The sequence below is a fragment of the Streptomyces sp. NPDC107528 genome (assembly GCF_055639295.1).
This window is the reverse complement of record NZ_JBVKAV010000002.1, coordinates 827,202-848,025: the sequence shown is the minus strand read 5'-3', so window position 1 is coordinate 848,025 and position 20,824 is coordinate 827,202. Positions and strand designations below refer to the sequence as shown.

Annotated in this window: 17 protein-coding genes; 8 read left to right on the top strand and 9 right to left on the bottom strand. The window is 68.9% G+C overall.

Going from position 1 to position 20,824, the window contains the following annotated elements; all coding sequences use genetic code 11:
* Positions 1-15: 15 nt before the first annotated feature.
* Entirely contained in the window at positions 16-3,072 is a 3,057-nt protein-coding gene (uvrA, locus tag ACZ7L5_RS08895; protein ID WP_471515525.1) for an excinuclease ABC subunit UvrA, read from the bottom strand.
* A 248-nt stretch (positions 3,073-3,320) separates the two neighbouring features.
* Here uvrA and ACZ7L5_RS08890 point away from each other — a divergent pair, with 248 nt between their 5' ends.
* The 5 genes from ACZ7L5_RS08890 (at position 3,321) to ACZ7L5_RS08870 (ending at position 7,703) form a co-directional block, all read left to right on the top strand.
* A complete protein-coding gene (locus ACZ7L5_RS08890; protein WP_471515523.1) occupies positions 3,321-4,007 on the top strand; it encodes a maleylpyruvate isomerase family mycothiol-dependent enzyme in 687 nt (228 codons plus the stop codon).
* 96 nt (positions 4,008-4,103) lie between these two features.
* A complete protein-coding gene (locus tag ACZ7L5_RS08885) occupies positions 4,104-4,760 on the top strand; it encodes an MBL fold metallo-hydrolase (protein ID WP_471515522.1) in 657 nt (218 codons plus the stop codon).
* 392 nt (positions 4,761-5,152) lie between these two features.
* Entirely contained in the window at positions 5,153-6,037 is an 885-nt protein-coding gene (locus tag ACZ7L5_RS08880; RefSeq protein ID WP_471515520.1) for an ABC transporter substrate-binding protein, read from the top strand.
* On the top strand, positions 6,034-6,954 hold the full coding sequence (locus ACZ7L5_RS08875; RefSeq protein ID WP_471515518.1) for an amino acid ABC transporter permease: 921 nt from the start codon (positions 6,034-6,036) through the stop codon (positions 6,952-6,954). Before ACZ7L5_RS08880 ends, ACZ7L5_RS08875 begins: the two co-directional genes overlap by 4 nt.
* A gap of 20 nt (positions 6,955-6,974) precedes the next feature.
* Positions 6,975-7,703: an amino acid ABC transporter ATP-binding protein gene (locus tag ACZ7L5_RS08870; protein ID WP_471515878.1), complete on the top strand. Its 729-nt coding sequence runs from the start codon at positions 6,975-6,977 to the stop codon at positions 7,701-7,703.
* 95 nt (positions 7,704-7,798) lie between these two features.
* On the opposite strand, the gene aroQ is transcribed toward ACZ7L5_RS08870, so the two are convergent.
* Positions 7,799-8,272: a type II 3-dehydroquinate dehydratase gene (gene aroQ / locus ACZ7L5_RS08865; protein WP_471515516.1), complete on the bottom strand. Its 474-nt coding sequence runs from the start codon at positions 8,270-8,272 to the stop codon at positions 7,799-7,801.
* Positions 8,273-8,376: 104 nt separating this feature from the next.
* Between aroQ and ACZ7L5_RS08860 the strand changes: the two genes are divergently transcribed.
* Together ACZ7L5_RS08860 and ACZ7L5_RS08855 are read left to right on the top strand one after the other, a co-directional pair.
* A complete protein-coding gene (locus ACZ7L5_RS08860; protein WP_471515514.1) occupies positions 8,377-9,423 on the top strand; it encodes a S66 family peptidase in 1,047 nt (348 codons plus the stop codon).
* A 95-nt stretch (positions 9,424-9,518) separates the two neighbouring features.
* Positions 9,519-10,790: an MFS transporter gene (locus tag ACZ7L5_RS08855; RefSeq protein ID WP_363034531.1), complete on the top strand. Its 1,272-nt coding sequence runs from the start codon at positions 9,519-9,521 to the stop codon at positions 10,788-10,790.
* A 54-nt stretch (positions 10,791-10,844) separates the two neighbouring features.
* On the opposite strand, the gene ACZ7L5_RS08850 is transcribed toward ACZ7L5_RS08855, so the two are convergent.
* The 7 genes from ACZ7L5_RS08850 to ACZ7L5_RS08820 all read right to left on the bottom strand — a co-directional run bounded on the left by ACZ7L5_RS08850 (position 10,845) and on the right by ACZ7L5_RS08820 (position 19,649).
* A complete protein-coding gene (locus ACZ7L5_RS08850; RefSeq protein ID WP_471515512.1) occupies positions 10,845-11,945 on the bottom strand; it encodes a calcium:cation antiporter in 1,101 nt (366 codons plus the stop codon).
* Between the two features lie 103 nt (positions 11,946-12,048).
* Complete coding sequence (locus ACZ7L5_RS08845; RefSeq protein ID WP_471515510.1) at positions 12,049-12,363, bottom strand: hypothetical protein; 315 nt, start codon at positions 12,361-12,363, stop codon at positions 12,049-12,051.
* A 131-nt stretch (positions 12,364-12,494) separates the two neighbouring features.
* Complete coding sequence (locus ACZ7L5_RS08840; protein WP_363034537.1) at positions 12,495-13,496, bottom strand: TerC/Alx family metal homeostasis membrane protein; 1,002 nt, start codon at positions 13,494-13,496, stop codon at positions 12,495-12,497.
* 226 nt (positions 13,497-13,722) lie between these two features.
* Positions 13,723-15,798 carry a TerD family protein gene (locus ACZ7L5_RS08835; protein ID WP_471515508.1) on the bottom strand — a complete coding sequence of 692 codons (2,076 nt, stop codon included), beginning with the start codon at positions 15,796-15,798 and terminating at the stop codon, positions 13,723-13,725.
* A 53-nt stretch (positions 15,799-15,851) separates the two neighbouring features.
* Positions 15,852-16,430 carry a TerD family protein gene (locus ACZ7L5_RS08830; protein WP_328882378.1) on the bottom strand — a complete coding sequence of 193 codons (579 nt, stop codon included), beginning with the start codon at positions 16,428-16,430 and terminating at the stop codon, positions 15,852-15,854.
* 167 nt (positions 16,431-16,597) lie between these two features.
* Positions 16,598-18,742 carry an excinuclease ABC subunit UvrB gene (uvrB, locus tag ACZ7L5_RS08825; RefSeq protein ID WP_471515506.1) on the bottom strand — a complete coding sequence of 715 codons (2,145 nt, stop codon included), beginning with the start codon at positions 18,740-18,742 and terminating at the stop codon, positions 16,598-16,600.
* Between the two features lie 40 nt (positions 18,743-18,782).
* Complete coding sequence (locus ACZ7L5_RS08820; RefSeq protein WP_471515504.1) at positions 18,783-19,649, bottom strand: MHYT domain-containing protein; 867 nt, start codon at positions 19,647-19,649, stop codon at positions 18,783-18,785.
* A 280-nt stretch (positions 19,650-19,929) separates the two neighbouring features.
* Between ACZ7L5_RS08820 and ACZ7L5_RS08815 the strand changes: the two genes are divergently transcribed.
* Positions 19,930-20,796, top strand: a complete 867-nt coding sequence (locus tag ACZ7L5_RS08815; RefSeq protein ID WP_471515502.1) for a glycerophosphodiester phosphodiesterase — start codon at positions 19,930-19,932, stop codon at positions 20,794-20,796.
* Positions 20,797-20,824 lie beyond the last annotated feature (28 nt).

Genomic DNA, 20,824 nt, shown 5'->3' with positions numbered 1-20,824 from the left:
CGTTGCTCGTGAGCCTCAGGCCTTGCGGGCCCGCGTGGTCTTCTTCGCGGGCGTCGCCTTCTTCGCGGCAGCTGCCTTCTTCGTGGCTCCGGCCGCCTTGTCCGTGGCCTTGTTGTTGGCCGCCTTCGTGGTCCTGGCCGTCGCCGTCTTCTTCGCCGTCGCTCCTGCCGCGATCGTCTTCTTGGCGGCCGTCCTGCGTGGCGCCTTCACGGGAGCGGCGTCGCTGATCCGGTCGGCGTCGAGGATCTCGCGCAGGAACTTGCCGGTGTGGCTGGCGGGGACCGCGGCAACCTGCTCGGGGGTGCCCTCGGCGATGACTAGGCCACCGCCGGCGCCGCCCTCGGGACCCATGTCCACGACCCAGTCGGCGGTCTTGATCACGTCGAGGTTGTGCTCGATGACGATGACCGTGTTGCCCTTGTCGACCAGGCCCGACAGCACCCTCAGCAACTTGCTGATGTCCTCGAAGTGCAGACCGGTGGTCGGCTCGTCGAGCACATAGACGGTGCGGCCGGTGGAGCGCTTCTGCAGCTCGCTGGCGAGCTTCACCCGCTGTGCCTCACCGCCGGACAGGGTGGTCGCGGACTGACCGAGCCGGACATAACCGAGACCCACGTCGTTCAGTGTCTTGAGGTGACGGTTGATCGACGGGACGGCCTCGAAGAAGTCCATGGCTTCCTCGATCGGCATGTTCAGGACCTCGGCGATGGACTTGCCCTTGTAGTGGACCTCCAGGGTCTCCCGGTTGTACCGGGCGCCGTGGCAGACCTCGCACGGGACGTACACGTCCGGGAGGAAGTTCATCTCGATCTTGATGGTGCCGTCGCCCGCGCAGTTCTCGCAGCGGCCGCCCTTGACGTTGAAGGAGAAGCGGCCCGGCATGTAGCCGCGGACCTTCGCCTCGGTGGTCTCGGCGAACAGCTTGCGGATGTGGTCGAACACGCCGGTGTACGTCGCCGGGTTCGAGCGCGGGGTGCGGCCGATGGGCGACTGGTCGACGTGCACGACCTTGTCGACGAGGTCGTCGCCGTCCACCCGCGTGTGCCGCCCGGGCACGCTGCGGGCGCCGTTCAGCTCGCGCGCGAGGTGCGTGTACAGGATGTCGTTGACCAGCGTGGACTTGCCGGAGCCGGACACACCCGTGACCGCGGTGAACACGCCCAGGGGGAACGAGACGTCGATGTCCTGGAGGTTGTTCTCGCGGGCGCCGTGCACCGTGAGCTGCCGGGACGGGTCGTGCGGGCGCCGGATGTCGGGCAGCGGGATCGACCTCTTGCCGGCCAGGTACTGACCGGTCTGCGACTCGGCGTTGGCGAGCAGTTCCTTCAGGGAACCGCTGTGCACGACCTTGCCGCCGTGCTCACCGGCGCCGGGGCCGATGTCGACGATCCAGTCGGCGACCTTGATGGTGTCCTCGTCGTGCTCGACGACGATGAGCGTGTTGCCCATGTCGCGCAGCCGGACCAGGGTCTCGATCAGCCGGTGGTTGTCGCGCTGGTGCAGACCGATGGACGGCTCGTCGAGGACATACAGCACGCCGACGAGTCCGGAACCGATCTGGGTGGCCAGGCGGATGCGCTGGGCCTCGCCGCCGGAGAGCGTGCCTGCCGCGCGGTTGAGCGAGAGGTAGTCCAGGCCGACGTCGACCAGGAAGCGCAGCCGTTCGTTGACCTCCTTCAGCACGCGCTCGGCGATCTTCTTGTCGCGGGCGTTGAGCTTCAGCTCGCCCAGGAATTCCGCGCAGTCGCTGATGGACATCGCGGAGACTTCGGCGATCGACTTCTCCATGATCGTGACCGCGAGGACGATCGGCTTCAGGCGCGTGCCCTCACAGGTGGGGCAGGGCACCTCGCGCATGTAGCCCTCGAAGCGCTCACGGCTGGCGTCGCTCTCCGCCTCGCTGTGCCGGCGCTTGACGAAGGGGACGGCCCCTTCGAACGGCGTCGTGTACACCCGCTCGCGCCCGTAACGGTTGCGGTAGCGGACCTCGATCTGCGTCTTGTGGCCGTACAGCAGGGCCTTCCTGGCGCGCTGCGGCAGGCCCGCGAACGGGATGTCCGTCCGGAATCCCAGCGCGTCCGCGAGGGCGCCGATCAGACGGCCGAAGTAGTCCTTGGTGTGGCCGTGCGACCAGGGGTGGATGGCGCCCTCGTCGAGGGTCTTGTCCTCGTCCGGGACGATCAGCTCGGGGTCGACCTCCATGCGCGTGCCGATGCCGGTGCACTCGGGGCAGGCGCCGAAGGGCGAGTTGAAGGAGAAGGAGCGCGGCTCCAGCTCCTCGAAGGAGAGGTCGTCGTACGGGCAGTACAGGTGCTCCGAGTACATGCGCTCGCGCTCGGGGTCGTCCTCGGGGAGGTCGACGAAGTCGAGCACGACCATGCCGCCGGACAGGCCGAGGGCGGTCTCCACGGAGTCGGTGAGCCGGCGCTTGGCGGAGTCCTTCACCGTGAGGCGGTCGACGACCACCTCGATGGTGTGCTTCTCCTGCTTCTTCAGCGTGGGCGGGTTCGACAGCTGGATCGTCTCGCCGTCCACACGCGCGCGGGAGTAGCCCTTGGTCTGGAGGTCGGCGAAGAGATCGACGAACTCGCCCTTGCGCTCGCGCACCAGCGGCGACAGGACCTGGAAGCGGCTCCCCTCCGGCAGCTCCAGGACCCTGTCGACGATGGCCTGCGGCGACTGACGCGAGATCGGGCGACCGCACTCGGGGCAGTGCGGCTTGCCGATGCGAGCGAAGAGCAGCCGCAGATAGTCGTAGACCTCGGTGATGGTGCCGACCGTCGAGCGCGGGTTGCGCGAGGTCGACTTCTGGTCGATGGAGACCGCCGGGGACAGACCCTCGATGAAGTCGACGTCCGGCTTGTCCATCTGGCCGAGGAACTGCCGGGCGTAGGACGACAGCGACTCCACGTAACGCCGCTGTCCCTCGGCGAAGATCGTGTCGAAGGCCAGCGAGGACTTACCCGACCCCGACAGGCCCGTGAAGACGATGAGCGAGTCGCGCGGCAGGTCGAGCGAGACATTCTTCAGGTTGTGCTCGCGCGCGCCACGGACGATGAGACGGTCGGCCACGCCGGTCCGCACCTTTCTTGAGAGAAGTGACAGGGGGGCGATGCCCCCGTGTTTTCTCGGACTAGGCCCCCGTGATTCTCAGACTAGGGGGAGCCACTGACAACGCCGGTCGGATTCCCGAATGGGACAACAATCCCGAGCTGTCCAGCATGCCCGACGCCACGACCGACCCTATAGCACGCGCATTCGATTTACGGCACTCGTTCACCACCTTCACCCAAAGGTGTGGCGAGGCTAATGTCAGCACCATGATTGATCACGCTCGTGACCTGGTGTCTGTACGTGAAGCGACCGAAAGGCTGCTCACCGCAGCGGCCAAGCTGGACAACGCGTCGGTGGCCGAGCCGTCACGGCTTCCCGGCTGGAGCCGCGGCCATGTCCTCGCCCATCTCGCCCGTAACGCGGACGCGCTCGTGAACGTCCTCGAAGGGCGCCCCATGTACGTCTCCGCCACTGCCCGGGACGCCGACATCGAGCGGGACGCCCCTCGGCCCCTCGATGTGCAGCTCACCGACGTGCGCGACAGCGGGACCCGCTTCCAGGAGACGGGAGCGGCACCCGCGGACTGGTCACGCACGGTGGAGCTGCGCAACGGGGTCACCGACGCGGCGGCCAGGGTGCCCTTCCGGCGCTGGGTCGAGGTGGACCTGCACCATGTGGATCTCGGGATCGGGTATGAGCTGGAGGACCTGCCGGCGGAGTTCGTGGAGCGGGAGATCGACTTCCTCGCGGAGCGGTTCACCGGGCACCCCGATGTGCCGTCGACGCGTCTCACGGACGGCACGCGCGTGTGGAGCACGGGCCGGGAGGCCGGCGCTCCCGAGGTCACCGTCCAAGGTTCAGCACCCGACCTGCTCGGCTGGCTCGCCGGACGCCGCGACGGCTCCGCACTGACTGCTCAAGGCGGCATCCTGCCGTCGCTTCCCCCGCTGTAACAGCCGTACGTTCCCTGGGTCGCTCTGCCCGCAACGCTCTGCCCGCTGTCGTGGCCCGACGGCCCAGGGACCGCTCTGCCGCTATAGGCTGCCGACATGACGTACAGCGGACAGGTGACGGTCGGTGGCCCTGCCGACGTGCACGAGCTCAAGGACCTGATGATCACCAAGATCGCGGTCGGCCCGATGAACAACAACGCCTATCTGCTGCGCTGCCGGGCCACCGACGAGCAACTGCTGATCGATGCCGCCAACGAGGCGGACACCCTGCTGGGCATGATCGGCGACGACGGCATCGCATCCGTCGTCACCACCCACCAGCACGGCGACCACTGGCAGGCACTCGCCGCGGTCGTCGACGCCACCGGCGCGCGTACGTACGCCGGCCGGGACGACGCCGACGGCATCCCGGTGCCCACCGACGTCCTGGTCGACGACGGCGACATCATCCGGGTGGGGCGCGTGGAGCTCACTTCGCGCCACCTGGTCGGCCACACGCCGGGCTCGATCGCGCTCGTCTACGACGACCCGCACGGACACCCCCATGTGTTCACCGGGGACTGTCTGTTCCCGGGCGGTGTGGGCAACACCCGTAAGGACCCGAAGGCGTTCGCCAGTCTGATCCACGACGTCGAGACGAAGATCTTCGAGGCCCTGCCGGACGAGACATGGGTCTACCCGGGGCACGGCAACGACACCTCGCTGGGTGCGGAACGGCCTCATCTGCCGGAGTGGCGCGCGCGGGGCTGGTGACCGCGGGGCCGGTGACCGCAGGGCCGGTGACCGCAGGCCAGCCACCGCCGAGGGGGTTGGCCAGGGCCGACCCGATCATCACCCGCGCCGTGCGCTCCCCGCGCACGCGCCCCGTGTGAACCGTTCACACGCGCTGGTGCCCTGCGCGCGCTCCCGGCGTGCGTTGTTGCGCAGTCAACTGGAAGCAGCCCCGCGCAGGATGACGGCTCCTGAGCGGTACGGGCCGCCGGTCTTCAACCCCGCCCTCGACCGGCGGCCCCGGCGGCGGCTGCTGCCGCGGAAGTGCCGTGGAAGCGGGCTGTGTTCACAAGAACGCAACGCCCCTTCCCACTATGCGGAAACTGACCTTCGTGACCTCGACAAACACGACGGCCCACTGCCAATCTCGCGCCATGCACCTTGCCCCTCGCGCACTGCGCCGCGCCGTCGTCGTCACCACGACAGCCCTGCTCGCCACCGCTCTCGGCTGTGCTCCGCAGCCGGAGGAGAAGGCCACCGGAACACCGTCGGGATCGGCAGGTAACACCTGCGCCAAAGGCGAGTTGGCCACCAGGACCGCCGGCAAGCTCACGATCGCCACCGACGAGCCGGCCTACGAGCCCTGGTTCAAGGACGACAAGCCGGCCAACGGCGAGGGCTTCGAGTCGGCGGTCGCGTACGCCGTGGCCAAGCAACTCGGCTACGACAAGAGCGCTGTCGTCTGGCAGAGCGTGCCGTTCAACAAGGCCTTCGCACCCGGCGAGAAGACCTTCGACTTCGACATCAACCAGGTGTCGATCAGTGCCGAGCGCAAGAAGGCCGTGGACTTCTCCTCCGGCTACTACGACGTCCGCCAGGCCGTCATCGCGCTGAAGGGAACCAAGGCCGCCGAGGCGAAGAGCGTCGCGGACCTGAAGGACCTCAAGCTCGGCGCTCAGGTGGGCACGACCAGCCTCAACTACATCGACGACGTGGTGAAGCCGACCCGGCAGGCCGCTGCGTACGCCAAGAACGACCAGGCCAAGTCCGCGCTGAAGAACGGTCAGGTCGACGCCGTCGTGGTCGACCTGCCGACCGCCTTCTACATCACCGCGGCCGAGGTGACGGACGCGACGATCGTGGGCCAGTTCGAGAACCAGGGCGGTACGCCCGAGCAGTTCGGGCTCGTGCTCGACAAGGGCAGCGCGCTCACCGGGTGCGTGACGGACGCCATCGACGCCCTGCGCGGGGACGGCACCCTGGGCAAGCTCGAGCAGCAGTGGCTGTCCGACGCCGTCGACGCCCCGGTGCTCAGGTGACGGTCACGAAGGAGGAGTCCGGCCAGGAAGGTGCGGACGGCGACGATGGCGTGTCCGGCGCGGGCGACGACGGCTACGTCCCCTCCCAGCGGCGTCTCGACCGCGAGCGCTACAAGCGGGCCCGCGCCCGCCGCGCCACGGCCATCGCGGCGCTCTCCACGCTGGTCACGGGCGTCGTTCTCTACTTGGTCGTGGTCAACGCGCCGGGCTGGCCGCGCACCAAGGAGACGTTCTTCGACTGGCAGTACGCTCGCGAGGCGTTCCCGAAGATCCTCGAAGGGCTCTGGCTGAACGTCCGGCTGCTGCTGATCTGTGGCGCGGCCGTGCTGGTCCTCGGGATGCTCATCGCCGTCGCACGCACGCTGCGCGGCCCGGTGTTCTTCCCGCTGCGGGCGCTGGCGGCCGCGTACACGGACTTCTTCCGGGGCCTTCCGCTCATCATCAACCTCATGATCGTCGTCCTCGGCGTCCCCGCGCTGCGGCTGCAGGGCGTGACCGTCGATCCCGTGCTGCTGGGCGGTACGGCGTTGACGCTGACGTACTCGGCGTACGTGGCCGAGGTGTTCCGCGCGGGCATCGAGTCCGTCCACCCCTCGCAGCGCGCCGCAGCACGCTCGCTCGGCCTCACCAACCGGCAGGCGCTGCGGCACGTCGTCCTGCCCCAGGCCGTACGCCGCCAGGTGCCGCCCCTGCTGAACGACCTGGTGTCGCTGCAGAAGGACACCGGACTGGTGTCGATCGGCGGCGCGGTGGACGCCGTACGGGCCGCGGACATCATCGTGGGCCGCAGCCTCAACTACACGCCGTACATCGTCGCGGGCCTGGTCTTCGTGGCGCTGACCATCCCGATGACGCGCTTCACGGACTGGGTGACGGCCCGGATGGACCGTCGGCGCGCCCAAGGAGGAACCCTGTGAGCGACGCACCTGTGCTGCGTATGGAGGCCGTGCGCAAGACCTTCGGCAGCTCGGTCGTACTGCGCGACGTCGACCTGGAGGTCGCCCCGCACACGGTGACCGCGCTGATCGGCGCGTCCGGCTCCGGCAAGTCCACACTGCTGCGCTGCGCGAACCTCCTGGAGGACATCGACGACGGCGCGATCTGGCTGGACGGCGAGGAGATCACCGATCCACGCGTCGACCAGGACACCGTACGGCGCCGTATCGGCGTGGTGTTCCAGGCGTACAACCTCTTCCCGCACATGACGGTCCTGGAGAACATCACCCTCGCTCCGCGGCGCGTGCACGGCGTGTCCCGCGCGGAGGCCGAGGCACACGCGCGTGCGCTGTTGGAGCGGCTCGGGCTGGCCGACAGGGCCGGCGAGTACCCGGACCGGCTGAGCGGCGGTCAGCAGCAGCGGGTCGCGATCGTGCGCGCCCTGGCCGTACGTCCCCGGCTGCTGCTGCTCGACGAGATCACCGCCGCCCTCGACCCCGAGCTCGTGGGCGAAGTCCTCACCGTGGTCCGCGACTTGAAGGAGGACGGGATGACGATGGTGCTGGCCACGCACGAGATGGGGTTCGCCCGCGAGGTGGCCGACCAGGTTTGTTTTCTGGACTCAGGCGTGGTGCTGGAGCGCGGCACGGCCGAGCAGATCTTCGGCGATCCGCGGCAGGAGCGCACCCGGCGCTTCCTGCGGAGGATCGTGGAGGCGGGACGTCTGTAAGGCCGCACAAGCGCGTGGCAGGCATCTGGCAGGCATGTGTAAGGACCGCCCCACCATGGCGGGCGGTCCTTACATCGCCGCCCCGCCCGCCCACATCACGTGTCCGCCTGCCCCGCCCCGGCCAGTGCCGCGACCCGCTCCACCCCGAAGACGTACCCCTGCACACCGCACCCCGCGATGACCCCGTCTGCGCGCAGCGAGACATACGAGTGGTGCCGGAACGACTCGCGCTTGTGGATGTTGGAGATGTGGACCTCCAACACTGGAATTCCGTCACAGGTGTTGAGCGCATCCAGGATCGCCACGGAAGTGTGCGAGTAGGCACCGGGGTTGATCACGATCCCGCAGTGATGCAGCCGTGCCTCGTGGATCCAGTCGACCAACTCCCCCTCGTGGTTGGACTGCCGGAAGTCGATCGTGCCGCCGTGCGCGGCAGCCGCCTTGGCGCACAGCGCCTCGACATCGGCCAGGGTCTCGGAGCCGTAGATCTCCGGCTGGCGCTGGCCGAGCAGGTTCAGGTTGGGGCCGTTGAGGATCATGATCGGGGCGTTGGCCAGGGTGCGGGGCACGGTTCCTCCGGTCCGTTGGGGGTTGCACGGTCCGTCGAAGACCGCTGCTCAGACTTCGGTTTATCACGGTGCAGGGTGCACGCGGCGCGTCCTACCCTCCCGGTATGACCACGATCTCGTACCCTCCCAAGCCCTCCCCCGGCGACCGCGTCGCCGTCATCTCCCCCGGCGCGGGCCTGCCCGGGCTCTTCCCGCTCCCTTACGAGCTGGGCCTGGAGCGGCTGCGCAAGGAGTACGGGCTCGAACCCGTCGAGTACCCGGCGACCCGAAAGATGGGCTCCACGCCTCAGGAGCGGGCCGACGACATCCACGCCGCCTTCGCCGACCCGGACATCAAGGCGGTGATCGCGTCCATCGGCGGCGACGACCAGATCACCGTGCTGCCGTTGCTGGACCGGGAGTTGATCCGGGCGAACCCCAAGCCGTTCTTCGGAATGAGCGACAACACGAACCTGCTCATGTTCCTGCGCAACACCGGGATCGTCGGCTATCACGGCGTGAGCGTGATGTGCGAGCTGGGCCGTCCCGGCACCATGCACCCGCAGACCGCCGACTCCCTGCGGGCCGCTCTGTTCACGTCGGGCGAGTACGAACTCGGGCCCGCCGAGCGCTGGAACGACATCAATGGCGACTGGGCCGACCCGACGACCTTCGATGTGGAGCCGGAGACGCGGCCGGGAGGCGGGTGGACCTGGGTGAACGCCGACCGGGTGGTGGAAGGCCGCACCTGGGGCGGCTGCCTGGAGATCGTCGGCTGGCTGCTGATGGCCGACCGGGAGATCGCGCGTGACCTCTCGGAGTACGACGGCGGAGTGCTGTTGCTGGAGACGTCGGAGGAGATGCCGAGCGCCAACGAGGTCTTCTGGACCCTGCGCAACATGGGCGAGCGCGGGCTGCTCCAGCGCTTCTCCGCGCTGCTGATGGGCCGTGCGAGGACCTGGTCCTTCGAGCACCCCAACGGCCCGGAGGAAGCCGCTCGTTACGCCGCTGAGCAGCGCGAGGCCGTGCTGCGGGCCATGCGTATGTATGTCCCCAACACCCCGATCGTCTTCGACGTTGACCTCGGACACACCGACCCGCAACTCGTCATCCCTTACGGCGGCACCGTGCGTGTCGACGGCCCAGCCCGGCGCATCACCGTCACGTACTGAACGCGGCCGACCGCGCCCGCGCGCCCCCGTAACTCCTGGTCACCGTGGGTAGTTGTCGCAGCATGCACGATGCACACACCGTAAGGTCGCCCTCCATGCTGCGGCTCGCCGCCGCGTCTCTGGCCGGCACGGCCATCGAGTTCTACGACTTCTTCGTCTACGGGACCGCGGCGGCTCTGGTTCTGGGGCCGCTGTTCTTCCCGACGTTCTCGCCGGTGGCGGGGACCCTCGCCGCCTTCGCGACGTTCGGCGTGGGCTTCGTGGCGCGGCCACTGGGGTCGGTGCTGTTCGGGCACATCGGGGACCGGCACGGACGCCGGCCGGTCCTCGTCGCCTCACTACTGCTGACCGGCGCCTCCACGGTCGCGGTCGGCTGCGTGCCGACGTACGACACCATCGGTGTGGCCGCTCCCCTGCTGCTGCTCCTTCTGCGTTTTCTGCAAGGGCTCGGGCTCGGCGGCGAGTGGGGCGGGGCCGTCCTGCTGACGGTGGAGCACGCGCCCGCCGGGCGGCGCGGTCTGTGGTCGAGCTTCCCGCAGGTCGGGCCCGCGCTGGGCTTCCTGCTCGCCAACGGTGTGGTGCTGGGACTGTCGGCGACGCTGTCCGACGCGCAGTTCGCCTCGTGGGGGTGGCGGGTGCCGTTCTGGGCCGCGGGAGTGCTCGCACTGGTGGGGCTGTGGCTGCGGTCGTCGCTCACCGAAAGCCCTCGGTTCCTCGAAATCGACGAGCCCGCGCGCGTGCCGCTCGCCGAGGTCGTCCGCGACCACTGGCGGCTCGTTCTGCTGACGGCCGGGGCCCTGTCGATCGGGTACGCGATCTTCTACACCGTGACGACCTGGTCCCTCGCCTACGCCACCGAGCGGCTCGGCGTGGGCCGCGGCGTCATGCTGGTCTGCATCATGGGCGCGGTGGTGGTGAAGGGCTCGCTGACACCCGTGGTGGCGATTCTCGGCGACCGGTACGGCCGGCGGCCCCTGTGCCTGATCGGGTGCGCTGCCTCCGCCCTGTGGATGTTCCCGTTGGTGGCGCTTCTCGCCACGGGCGAGCCGCTGCTGATGTTCCTCGGCTTCCTCGGGGCGATGCTCGCGTTCATCACGATGTTCGCGGTGATCGCCGCGTATCTGCCGGAGCTTTACGAGCCCCGGGTGCGCTGCACGGGCGCCGCGGTGGGCTACAACCTCGGCGGCGTCCTCGGGGGCGCGCTCACGCCGATCGTGGCGACGGCGCTCGTCGAGCAGGGCGGTCGGGTGCCCTGGGGCGTGGGGGCGTATCTGACGGGGGTCGCGCTGCTCAGCCTGGGGTGCTTCGCGCTGCTGCCCGAGACGCGTCCGGTGGCTGCCGTGGCGCCGGAGCCCGCCACGGGGTGAATGGCTCCGGAACGCCGCGACCACGGGACACCGGGTGCTGCGCAACTTCGGCGGCTACGGATTGAGCGCGAGCTCCAGGTAGGCCGCGAACAGCACCAGGTGGACGCCACCTTGCAGCGGTGTCGCCCGCCCCGGCACCACCGTCAGCGCACTCACCACCACCGTCAGGGCGAGCAGCACCATGTGGGTGGGGCCGAGGCCGAGGACGAGCGGGCCGGAGAGCCAGATGGAGGCCAGGGCGACCGCGGGGATGGTCAGGCCGATACTGGCCATCGCCGAGCCGAGTGCGAGGTTCAGACTGGTCTGCACACGGTCGCGGCGGGCGGAGCGAAGCGCGGCGATCGTCTCGGGAAGCAGCACCAACAGGGCGATGATCACGCCGACGACGGCATGCGGAAGGTCGGCCGCCGCCACTCCGGACTCGATGGTGGGCGACACTCCCTTGGCCAGACCGACCACGCCGACCAGGGCCAGGCCCAGCAGCCCCAGGCTGATCTGGGCGGTGCGGCGGGAGGGCGCGTCGGCGTGGTCGTCCGCGGTGACCACGCCGCCCTGCCGGGTGACGGGGAGGAAGTAGTCACGGTGCCGCACGGTCTGGGTGGTCACGAAGAGGCCGTACAGGATCAGCGAGGAGACCGCGGCGAACGTCAACTGCACGGTGGAGAACTCCGGGCCCGGCTTGCTCGTGGTGAACGTCGGTAGCACGAGGCTGAGCGTGGCCAGGGTGGCGACTGTCGCGAGGGCGGCGCCGGTGCCCTCGGGGTTGAAGACCGCTGTGCGGTGCCGCAGCGAGGCGACCAGCAGACACAGGCCGACGATGCCGTTACAGGTGATCATCACGGCCGCGAAGACCGTGTCCCGGGCGAGGGTGGAGCTCTTGTCGCCGCCATCGACCATCAGGGTCACGATCAGGGCGACCTCGATGATCGTGACGGCGACGGCGAGGACCAGGGAGCCGAAGGGTTCGCCGACGCGATGCGCGACCACCTCGGCGTGATGTACGGCGGCCAGGACAGCACCCGCGAGGACCAGCGTGACCAGCGCGACGACCACGCCGGGCAGGTCCCGTCCCCAGGTGAAGGCCAGCAGGACGACCGCGAGCACCGGCACGAGGTACGTCCACCCAGTCGTGAGCGACCTGAGCCGATCGATCATGGAGCGATCGTCGCAGAGGGCTTGGGGGTTCGCATTCCGGTCCGAGTGGTTGTCAGGTGGCCCCGCGCCCTCGGGTTGCGGGGCCCCTGTCTTGCTTGTGTCGCTACGCGAAATCGGTCGTCTCCTGTACGTCGCAGTCCGTGAAGGACGGCGGCGCGGTGCACAGCGCGGCCATCTGCTCCGCGAACTTGGTCGTCTCGGGGTCGTCGCTGTTGCGCATCGCGTCCTCGTAGGAGGCGAACTCGATCACTACGAGGTAGCGGTTGGGCTGCCCCCGGTCCTTGAGGACGACGCGTCGCGTGGGGCCGCCGTCGCGGCCCGCCAGGCGCTGTTCCGTCTCGTGGGCCAGTTCCCGCATCTCGTCGATGCGCTCGGTCTCGAAGTCGATGATCTGTACGAACTTGATGGGTGCGTCCACAGGTGCCTCCACCCCCGGCCGTGGGTGTCCCCGGACGGGGACACCGCAGCACCCAACGAAGCACCGGGAGCGGCGCTCGGCAATTCGCTGCGCACCACTCCCGGTGTTGGTTCTTCCTACGTCCGACGTGGTCAGACGTCGATGCTGTCCTTCGGAGCGCCTTCGCTCCGCTCCTGCGCCGCCTCGGCCGCCGCCTTCTTCTTGGAGGCCCTCAGGCTGGTGATCGTGGTGACGATCAGGACCGAGCAGATCACGCCGAGCGAGACCGGAATGCTGATCTCGGGGACGTGCACCCCGGACTCGTGCAAGGCGTGCAGCACCAGCTTGACGCCGATGAAGCCGAGGATGATCGACAGGCCGTAGCTGAGGTGGACCAGCTTCCTCAGCAGGCCACCGATCAGGAAGTACAGCTGCCGCAGACCCATCAGTGCGAAGGCGTTGGCCGTGAACACGATGTACGGGTCCTGGGTCAGGCCGAAGATCGCCGGGATGGAGTCGAGGGCGAAGAGCACGTCGGTCGTACCGATCGCCAGCATCACGACCAGCATCGGGGTCATGACCCGCTTGCCGTTCTCCTGGATCCACAGCTTGGTGCCGTGGTAGCGGTCGGCGACACCGAACCTGCGCTCGGCCGCCTTCAGCAGCTTGTTCTCCTCGAACTCCTCGTCCTCCTCGCCGGCCCGGGCCTCCTGGATGAGCTTCCAGGCGGTCCAGATCAGGAAGGCGCCGAAGAGGTAGAACACCCACGCGAAGCTGGCGAGGATCGCGGCCCCCGCGGCGATAAAGATCGCCCGCAGCACCAGGGCTATGAGGACACCGACCAGCAGCACTCGCTGCTGGTACTGGGACGGCACCGCGAACTTCGCCATGATCAGGACGAAGACGAAGAGGTTGTCGACACTCAGCGACTTCTCGGTGATGAAGCCCGCGAAGAACTCACCGCCGGCCTGTCCGCCGCCGAAGATCAGCAGGCCGAGCCCGAAGAGGCCGGCCAGTGCGATCCAGACGACCGTCCAGATACCGGCTTCCTTGATCGAGACGTCGTGCGGCTTGCGGCCGATGAAGAAATCGACGGCGATCAGGGCTGCAAGGCCCACGATGGTCAGGACCCATAGGGTCGTGGAAACTTCCACTGCTGCGCCTCCGGCAGTCGTAACGGCAAATGTCAGCGTCGTCGCGCGCCGGAGGTCTCTTCCACCCACTATGGGCCGACGCCCCGGGATCTGGCCGGATCCGTATTGACGGGTACGTCGCAGCGACAGGGAGTACTCCCCTCCGTGCAATGAACAGTACCTTAATTGCCAAGGAAAGGTAAAGCGCTTGGCAAAAGAAGCGCCAAGTTCGCAGATCAGAGGTGCTTTACCGGTACTTGGCCCGAGCCGCTGCGACCTGTGCGAGCACGTGCTGGAGCACCTGGCTCCCGGGCGGCACGAGCGGGGGCTCGTAGGTCCAGGCGTGCCCCACCCACGGGTCGGCGAGGTGATCGTCCGGCGTCGGAGTCAGTCGCATCAGCGAACGCCACAGCGGGTCGAGCAACGGGCCGTAGGCGGCCGCCTCCTCGCGGTCCGCGACCATCATCAGGTGGACGCCGACGGCCGGACCCTCGTCCGCCAGGTAGCGCAGCTGGTTCACGGCGCGGTCGTCGAATCCGTGCGGGAAGTCGTTGACAATCAGCAACTGCTCGGAGGTGTCGAAATCAGACGGCAGGGAGTCGGGGGCACCGCCGCGCACCGCCATCTGCACCAGGTCGACCCGCTGGGTGAGCCGCGCGAGGACCTCCGCGACACCGGCGGCGCCCACGGCGGGCGGGGCAGCGAGCACACCGGTCTGCACCAGCGGGGCGAGTGCCTGTGCGCCGGAACCGGCGGGATCGATGACATGCACGGTGAACTCGCCCGCCGGATAGACGGCGAGCAGCCGTGCCGCGTGCGCCACCGCCGTCTCCATCGCAAGGCGCCGCAGGTCATGCGAGTCCGTGTAGGAGCCGTCGAGCGAGCCGCTGCTTCCGCTGTCGATCCACAGGCCCCGCTCCAGCGGCAGCCGGACCAGCATCGGGATGCGCAACCGGTCGCTCTCGGGCAGGTGGAGGTCGCCCAGGCGCAGGGCCATGGGGATCTCCATCGGTACGCGGTAGCCGTGCCAGACGGGGTTGTCCCAGCGCGCGTACGCATGCGGCAGCGCGGGTTCGACGACCTCGGACTCGGCGGTGAGCTGGGCGATGTCCCGGTCGAGCGTCGCCCTGGCCTGGTTGACCAGATGCGTGTGCTTGGCCTGCGCCGCCTCGCGCGCGGCGTCGCCCTGACCGCCGATCCGGCTGCGCGGGTCCGACAGGACCTGGTCGAGTTCCTTGTCCATGCGCGAGTCCGCGAAGTCGACAGCGCTGCGGTAGGCGGCTGCCGTGCGGGCCAGGTCCTCGAACATGCCCCACACCTGGTTGTAGAGGCGCTCGTCCATGGACCAGCCGGTGGCGTCGCCCGCGACGGGCTGCGCGGGCTGTCCGGGCTGGGCCGGGGGTGCGGTCGGCGGGGGTGGCGGCGGAGCCGCGGTCTGCCGGCCCGGGTGGCTGTAGTTGATGGAGCCGCCCGAGGTGGGAGGGGACGGCTGGGACGGGTCCGTGGCGCCGGCTCCGCCCTGGTACGACGGCTGCGGTGCGGGCTGGCCCGGTATGCCGGACGTCTGCGGGCCGTAGGGGGACGTCGGCGGCGGTGTCGGCTGGCCGGACGCGCCGGACGTCTGCGGGCCGTACGGCGATGTCGGCTGCGACCCGGGGCCTGACGTGCCCTGCGGTGCGGGACCCCCCTGCTCCGGGCCGAGGGCCGGCGTGGCCGTCTGCCGCGAGCGGTCGCCGTCCGTGCGTGGCGGGGGTGCCGGCACCGAGCGGGCCATGCCCTGGGCCACCGCTTCGTTGATGCTGCCGGCGAGCTGCTGGGCCTGGGGCAGGCCCTGGTCGGTGAAGAGGTCGGCGAGGCCGCCGGCGTACCCCTGGCCGATGGCGCGTACCTTCCAGGCGTCCTGGCGGCGATACAGCTCCAGCGCGACGACGGCCGACTCGGCCTCCAGGCCGGTGATGGTGTAGCTGGCGACCTCGTTGCCGTCGAGGCCAGTGACCGCGACGAAGGGGGTCGCGACGGCGCCGAACCGGCTCGGACCGCCGGCCCCCGTCGGCAGGGCGAGCAGCACACTGACACGGTGGACGGCCTCCGGCATGGCGTCCAGGTCGACCGCAAGACGATGGTCGGCGGCCGCCTGCCGGGAGACCTCGAGGCCGGGCAGGGTGGGAGTGCCGGGATGGGCCACCCACTCGACGCCGTGGATCCTGCCCTGCTCGTCGCCGAGCGTGGCTGCGGCCACGATCGGTGTGCCGGCCGAGATCCGGATCTCCAGACGGGCCTGGGAGAGCGGGTGGTTCTGCCCCCGCACCAGCTCGGCCGTCATGCCTTCGTCCCCCTGTGTCGCTTGTCGTGTCGTGTGCGGCTCGCCGGGCGGGCCTACAGGTGCGGCAGGATCGCCGGCATCAGGTCCTGGAAGGTACGGCCGTTGGCCGGGGTGCCGAGGGCGGTCATCGACCAGCCCGGACCCGAGCGGTGCACCTTCGCCATGATCTGCGCGGTGTACTGGCCACCGCCGGCCAGCGTGTAGCGGGCGAGCTCTTCGCCGTTGGTCTCGTCGACCAGGCGGCAGAACGCGTTCTGCACCTCCTGGAAGGTCTGGCCCGTGAAGGAGTTCACGGTGAAGACGATCTGGTCGATGTGGACCGGGATGCGCGCGAGGTCGACGAGGATCGCCTCGTCGTCGCCGCCCTGGCCGACACCGCCGACGAGGTTGTCACCGGTGTGGCGAACCGAGCCGTCGTCGCTCACCAGGTGGCGGAAGAAGACGACGTCGACCGGCTGCTTGTCCGCGAACAGGACGGCGGAGGCGTCGAGGTCGACCTCCCGCGTACGCGAGCCGAACAGGCCGCGCCGGGGAGCCGCCTGCCAGCCGAGACCCATGCGCACCGCGGTCAGGCTGCCGCCGTCGTTCTTCTGCAGACTGATGGCCTGACCCTTGGTCATGTTGACGGTCACGTGCTGATTCCCCTCTCGAGCTGTCCCCTGTTGGCCGCGGAGTCCGCGGATGACGAGAACCCTACGCAGGGGCACTGACAGTGACGTACCCCGGTCTCCACTTTGTGTCGGTCTTGCAACACAGCGAGTACCGGGAGTTCGGCCGGCGACCGTTCGGGCGGCGCCGCTCAGGCCAGGCCCGCCTCCTTCATCTGGCGCAACTCCTTCTTCATCTCGGACACTTCGTCGCGCAGCCGGGCCGCGATCTCGAACTGCAGATCCGCGGCGGCGGCGCGCATACGCTCCGTCAACTCCTCGATCTGCTCGGCGAGATCGGCCGCGGGGCGGTCGGTCGGCACCGTCTCCTTCGCCTTACCCTTGGCGGATTTGCCCGCCTTCGCGCCCTTGGCCTTGTCGCTGAGGGAGGGGACAGGGGCCTTGGTACCCCGGCCGTCCTTCTTGGCGCGGTAGCCGCTGCCGAGCAACTGCTCGGTGTCGACGTCCTCGCGGGCGATCTGCGCGACGATGTCGTTGATCTTCTTGCGCAGCGGCTGGGGGTCGATGCCCTTCGCCGTGTTGTACGCGACCTGCTTCTCCCGGCGGCGGTTGGTCTCGTCGATGGCCTTCTCCATCGCCGGGGTGATCTTGTCGGCGTACATATGAACCTGGCCGGAGACATTGCGCGCCGCGCGGCCGATGGTCTGGATGAGGGACGTCCCCGAGCGCAGGAAGCCCTCCTTGTCGGCGTCGAGGATCGCGACGAGTGACACCTCGGGCAGGTCGAGACCCTCGCGGAGGAGGTTGATTCCGACGAGCACGTCGAACTCGCCGGCGCGCAGTTCGCGCAGCAGCTCGACGCGGCGCAGGGTGTCGACATCGCTGTGCAGATAGCGCACCTGGATGCCGAGCTCCAGGAAGTAGGCGGTGAGGTCCTCGGCCATCTTCTTGGTGAGGGTGGTGACCAGGACGCGCTCGTCCTTCCCGACACGCACCCGGATCTCGTGCACCAGGTCGTCGATCTGCCCCTCGGTGGGCTTGACGACGACCTCCGGGTCGACCAGGCCGGTCGGGCGGATGATCTGCTCGACGTGACCGTCCCCGCGGGAGAGTTCGTAGTTGCCCGGGGTCGCCGACAGGTAGACCGTCTGCCCGATGCGCTTCTGGAACTCCTCCCACTTCAGGGGGCGGTTGTCGAGGGCGGAGGGCAGGCGGAAGCCGTGGTCGACGAGGGTGCGCTTGCGGGAGGCGTCGCCCTCGTACATGGCTCCGATCTGCGGCACGGTGACGTGCGACTCGTCGATGACGAGCAGGAAGTCGTCCGGGAAGTAGTCCAGCAGTGTGTTCGGCGGGGAGCCGGGCGAGCGGCCGTCGAAGTGCATCGAGTAGTTCTCGATACCGGAGCAGCTGCCGATCTGACGGAGCATCTCGAGGTCGTACGTCGTGCGCATCCGCAGGCGCTGGGCCTCCAGGAGCTTGCCCTGGTTCTCCAGCTCGGAGAGGCGCTCGCCGAGCTCCTTCTCGATGTCGTTGACGGCCCGCTCCAGGCGCTCGGGGCCCGCGACGTAGTGGGTGGCCGGGAAGACGTACAGCTGCTCGTCGTCGCTGATGATCTCGCCGGTGAGCGGGTGGAGCGTGGACAGTGCCTCGATCTCGTCGCCGAACATCTCGATACGGACGGCGAGCTCCTCGTAGACCGGGAAGATCTCGATGGTGTCGCCGCGCACCCGGAAGGTGCCGCGGCTGAAGGCGAGGTCGTTGCGCGTGTACTGGATGTCCACGAAACGGCGCAGCAGCTGGTCCCGGTCGACCTCGTCGCCGACCTTGAGGGGGACCATGCGGTCCACGTACTCCTGCGGAGTGCCGAGGCCGTAGATGCAGGAGACCGAGGCGACCACGACGACGTCGCGGCGGGTGAGCAGCGAGTTGGTCGCGGAGTGCCGCAGGCGCTCGACCTCCTCGTTGATCGAGGAGTCCTTCTCGATGTAGGTGTCCGACTGCGGGACGTAGGCCTCGGGCTGGTAGTAGTCGTAGTACGAGACGAAGTACTCGACGGCGTTGTTCGGCAGCAGCTCGCGGAACTCGTTCGCCAGCTGGGCGGCCAGGGTCTTGTTCGGCGCCATCACCAGGGTGGGGCGCTGGAGCTTCTCGATCATCCACGCGGTGGTGGCGGACTTGCCGGTGCCGGTCGCGCCGAGCAGGACGACGTCCTTCTCGCCGGCTTCGACACGCCGGGCGAGATCGGCGATGGCCTGCGGCTGGTCGCCGCTGGGCTGGTAGGGGCTGACGACCTCGAAGGGCGCCACCGTGCGTTCGATGCTGGAAACGGGCCGCATGAAGTCAACCGTACGACCCCCCACTGACAACGCGGTCCGATCAGTGGTTCTGCGGGGTCCGGGAGCCTCGGTGGTCCTGGTTGCGGCGGGTGCGCAGCTGCGGGCGGCGGGCCTGGTGCGGGACCGTCGTGTGGGCCGGGACGCCCGGCTTGGGCTCCGCGGGGACCACTGCGGGTTTCCCCATGATCATGTGCGGGTCGAACAGCACCACGGCACCGGCCAGGAGCAGGAAGGCGAGCGGGCCGACCAGCATCGGCGCGAGCAGGCCGGCGGGTGAGTCGCCGGTCGCGGGCGCGGCCGTGCTGTGCAGATGGACGCTGAGGGCGGCCATGCCGGTGTAGTGCATACCGCTGACGGCGAGGCCCATGACGAGGCTGGCGCCGACGCTCCACATGAGCCCTCGGACCTGTCCGGCGGCCCACAGCGCGGCAGTGGCCGCGACCATCGCTATGGCGACGGAGATGCCGACGGTGAGCGTGTTGTATTCCAGCTTGCCGTTGAGCCGCAGGCCGGCCATGCCCAGGTAGTGCATCGAGGCGATGCCGAGGCCGGTGATGGTGCCGCCGGTGAACAGAGCTGTTCCGCGGGCGCCTTTGTAGCCGACGATGAAGATCCCTACGCCGACCATGACGATGGCGACGGCGAGGCTCGCGAACGTCATCGGCTTGTCGTAGTGGATCGGTGTCTCCTTGACCGTGAACCCCATCATCGCGACGAAGTGCATGGTCCATATGCCGGAGCCGATGGCCGCCGAGCCCAGGGCGAGCCAGCCCGGGCGCCAGGACAGCGAGACGAGCATCGATCTGGTGGTGCAGCGCAGGCCGAGCGCACCGCCGAGGCAGGCCATGAGGTAGGCCACCAGCGGGGTGACGAGTCCGTAGCTGAATCCGTCGATCGTGCCCTGCATACGCAGCTGCCCTTCCCGCCCTCGTACGTCCCGGAATGCTGTGAAAACGCGCCCCCTCCCAGGACCGCCCGAGCGGTTCAGGGTTGAGGCAGAGAGTAACTCCCACCGGAATGGTCGAACGATTTTCCGGCAAAGAAACACGGGCTTGCCCCAGTTGTGCGGCACGAGTGAGCGGACCCGGACCACTCCATTCAATCTGTGGCCATTCTGTACTCCTCCAGCGTTGACCCTCTGCTGCCACAGTTGTGCTGTCCGTGATCGTTCGACGCGAGGAGTACGCATGCACGCGCGCGTTGTAGCCGCCACGACGACCGCAGTCCTGGGAACCGCGGCGCTTCTGCTTCCCGCGCCCCACGCCCGGGCCGGCGCCGAGCGGCCCACGGTGATCGCACACCGAGGGGCCTCGAGCTATGCACCCGAGAACACGCTGGCCGGCGTCGACAAGGCTGCCGAACTGGGCATCAGCTGGGTCGAGAACGACGTGCAGCGCACCAAGGACGGGGAACTGGTCGTCCTCCACGACGACAACCTCAAGCGCACGACCGATGTGGAGCAGGTCTTCCCCAACCGGGCGCCATGGAAGGTGAAGGACTTCACCGCCGCCGAGATCGCCCGGCTGGACGCGGGCAGCTGGTTCGACCACGCATACGCGGGCGCGCGCGTGCCGACGTTGGCGCAGTTCATGGACCGGGTGGAACTGCACCACCAGAAGCTGCTCCTGGAGATCAAGAACCCCGACCTGTACCCGGGCATCGAGCAGCAGACGCTCAAGGCCCTGGACAACGATGGCTGGCTCGACACGCCCCACCTGAGCCGGCTGATCGTTCAGAGCTTCAGCGCCGACAGTGTGCGGACCGTCCATGACCTGAAGCCGGCTGTGAAGACCGGCTTCCTGGGAACGCCGCCCGTCGCGGACCTGTCCTGGTACGCGACCTTCGCCGACCAGATCAACCCCTCCTACACCTCCATCTCCACGGGTTACGTCAACTCCGTCCAAGCGTTCGAAGGGCCGCACGGCAGGCCGCTGGAGGTGTTCACCTGGACCGTGAACGACGCGGACACCGCCCGGCTGGTCGCCGGGTACGGCGTCGACGGGATCATCACCAACAGCCCCGACGTGGTGCGGGACGCCCTGCCCGAGGAGTGAGGGCGTTGTCAGTGGCGGGTCGTACGGT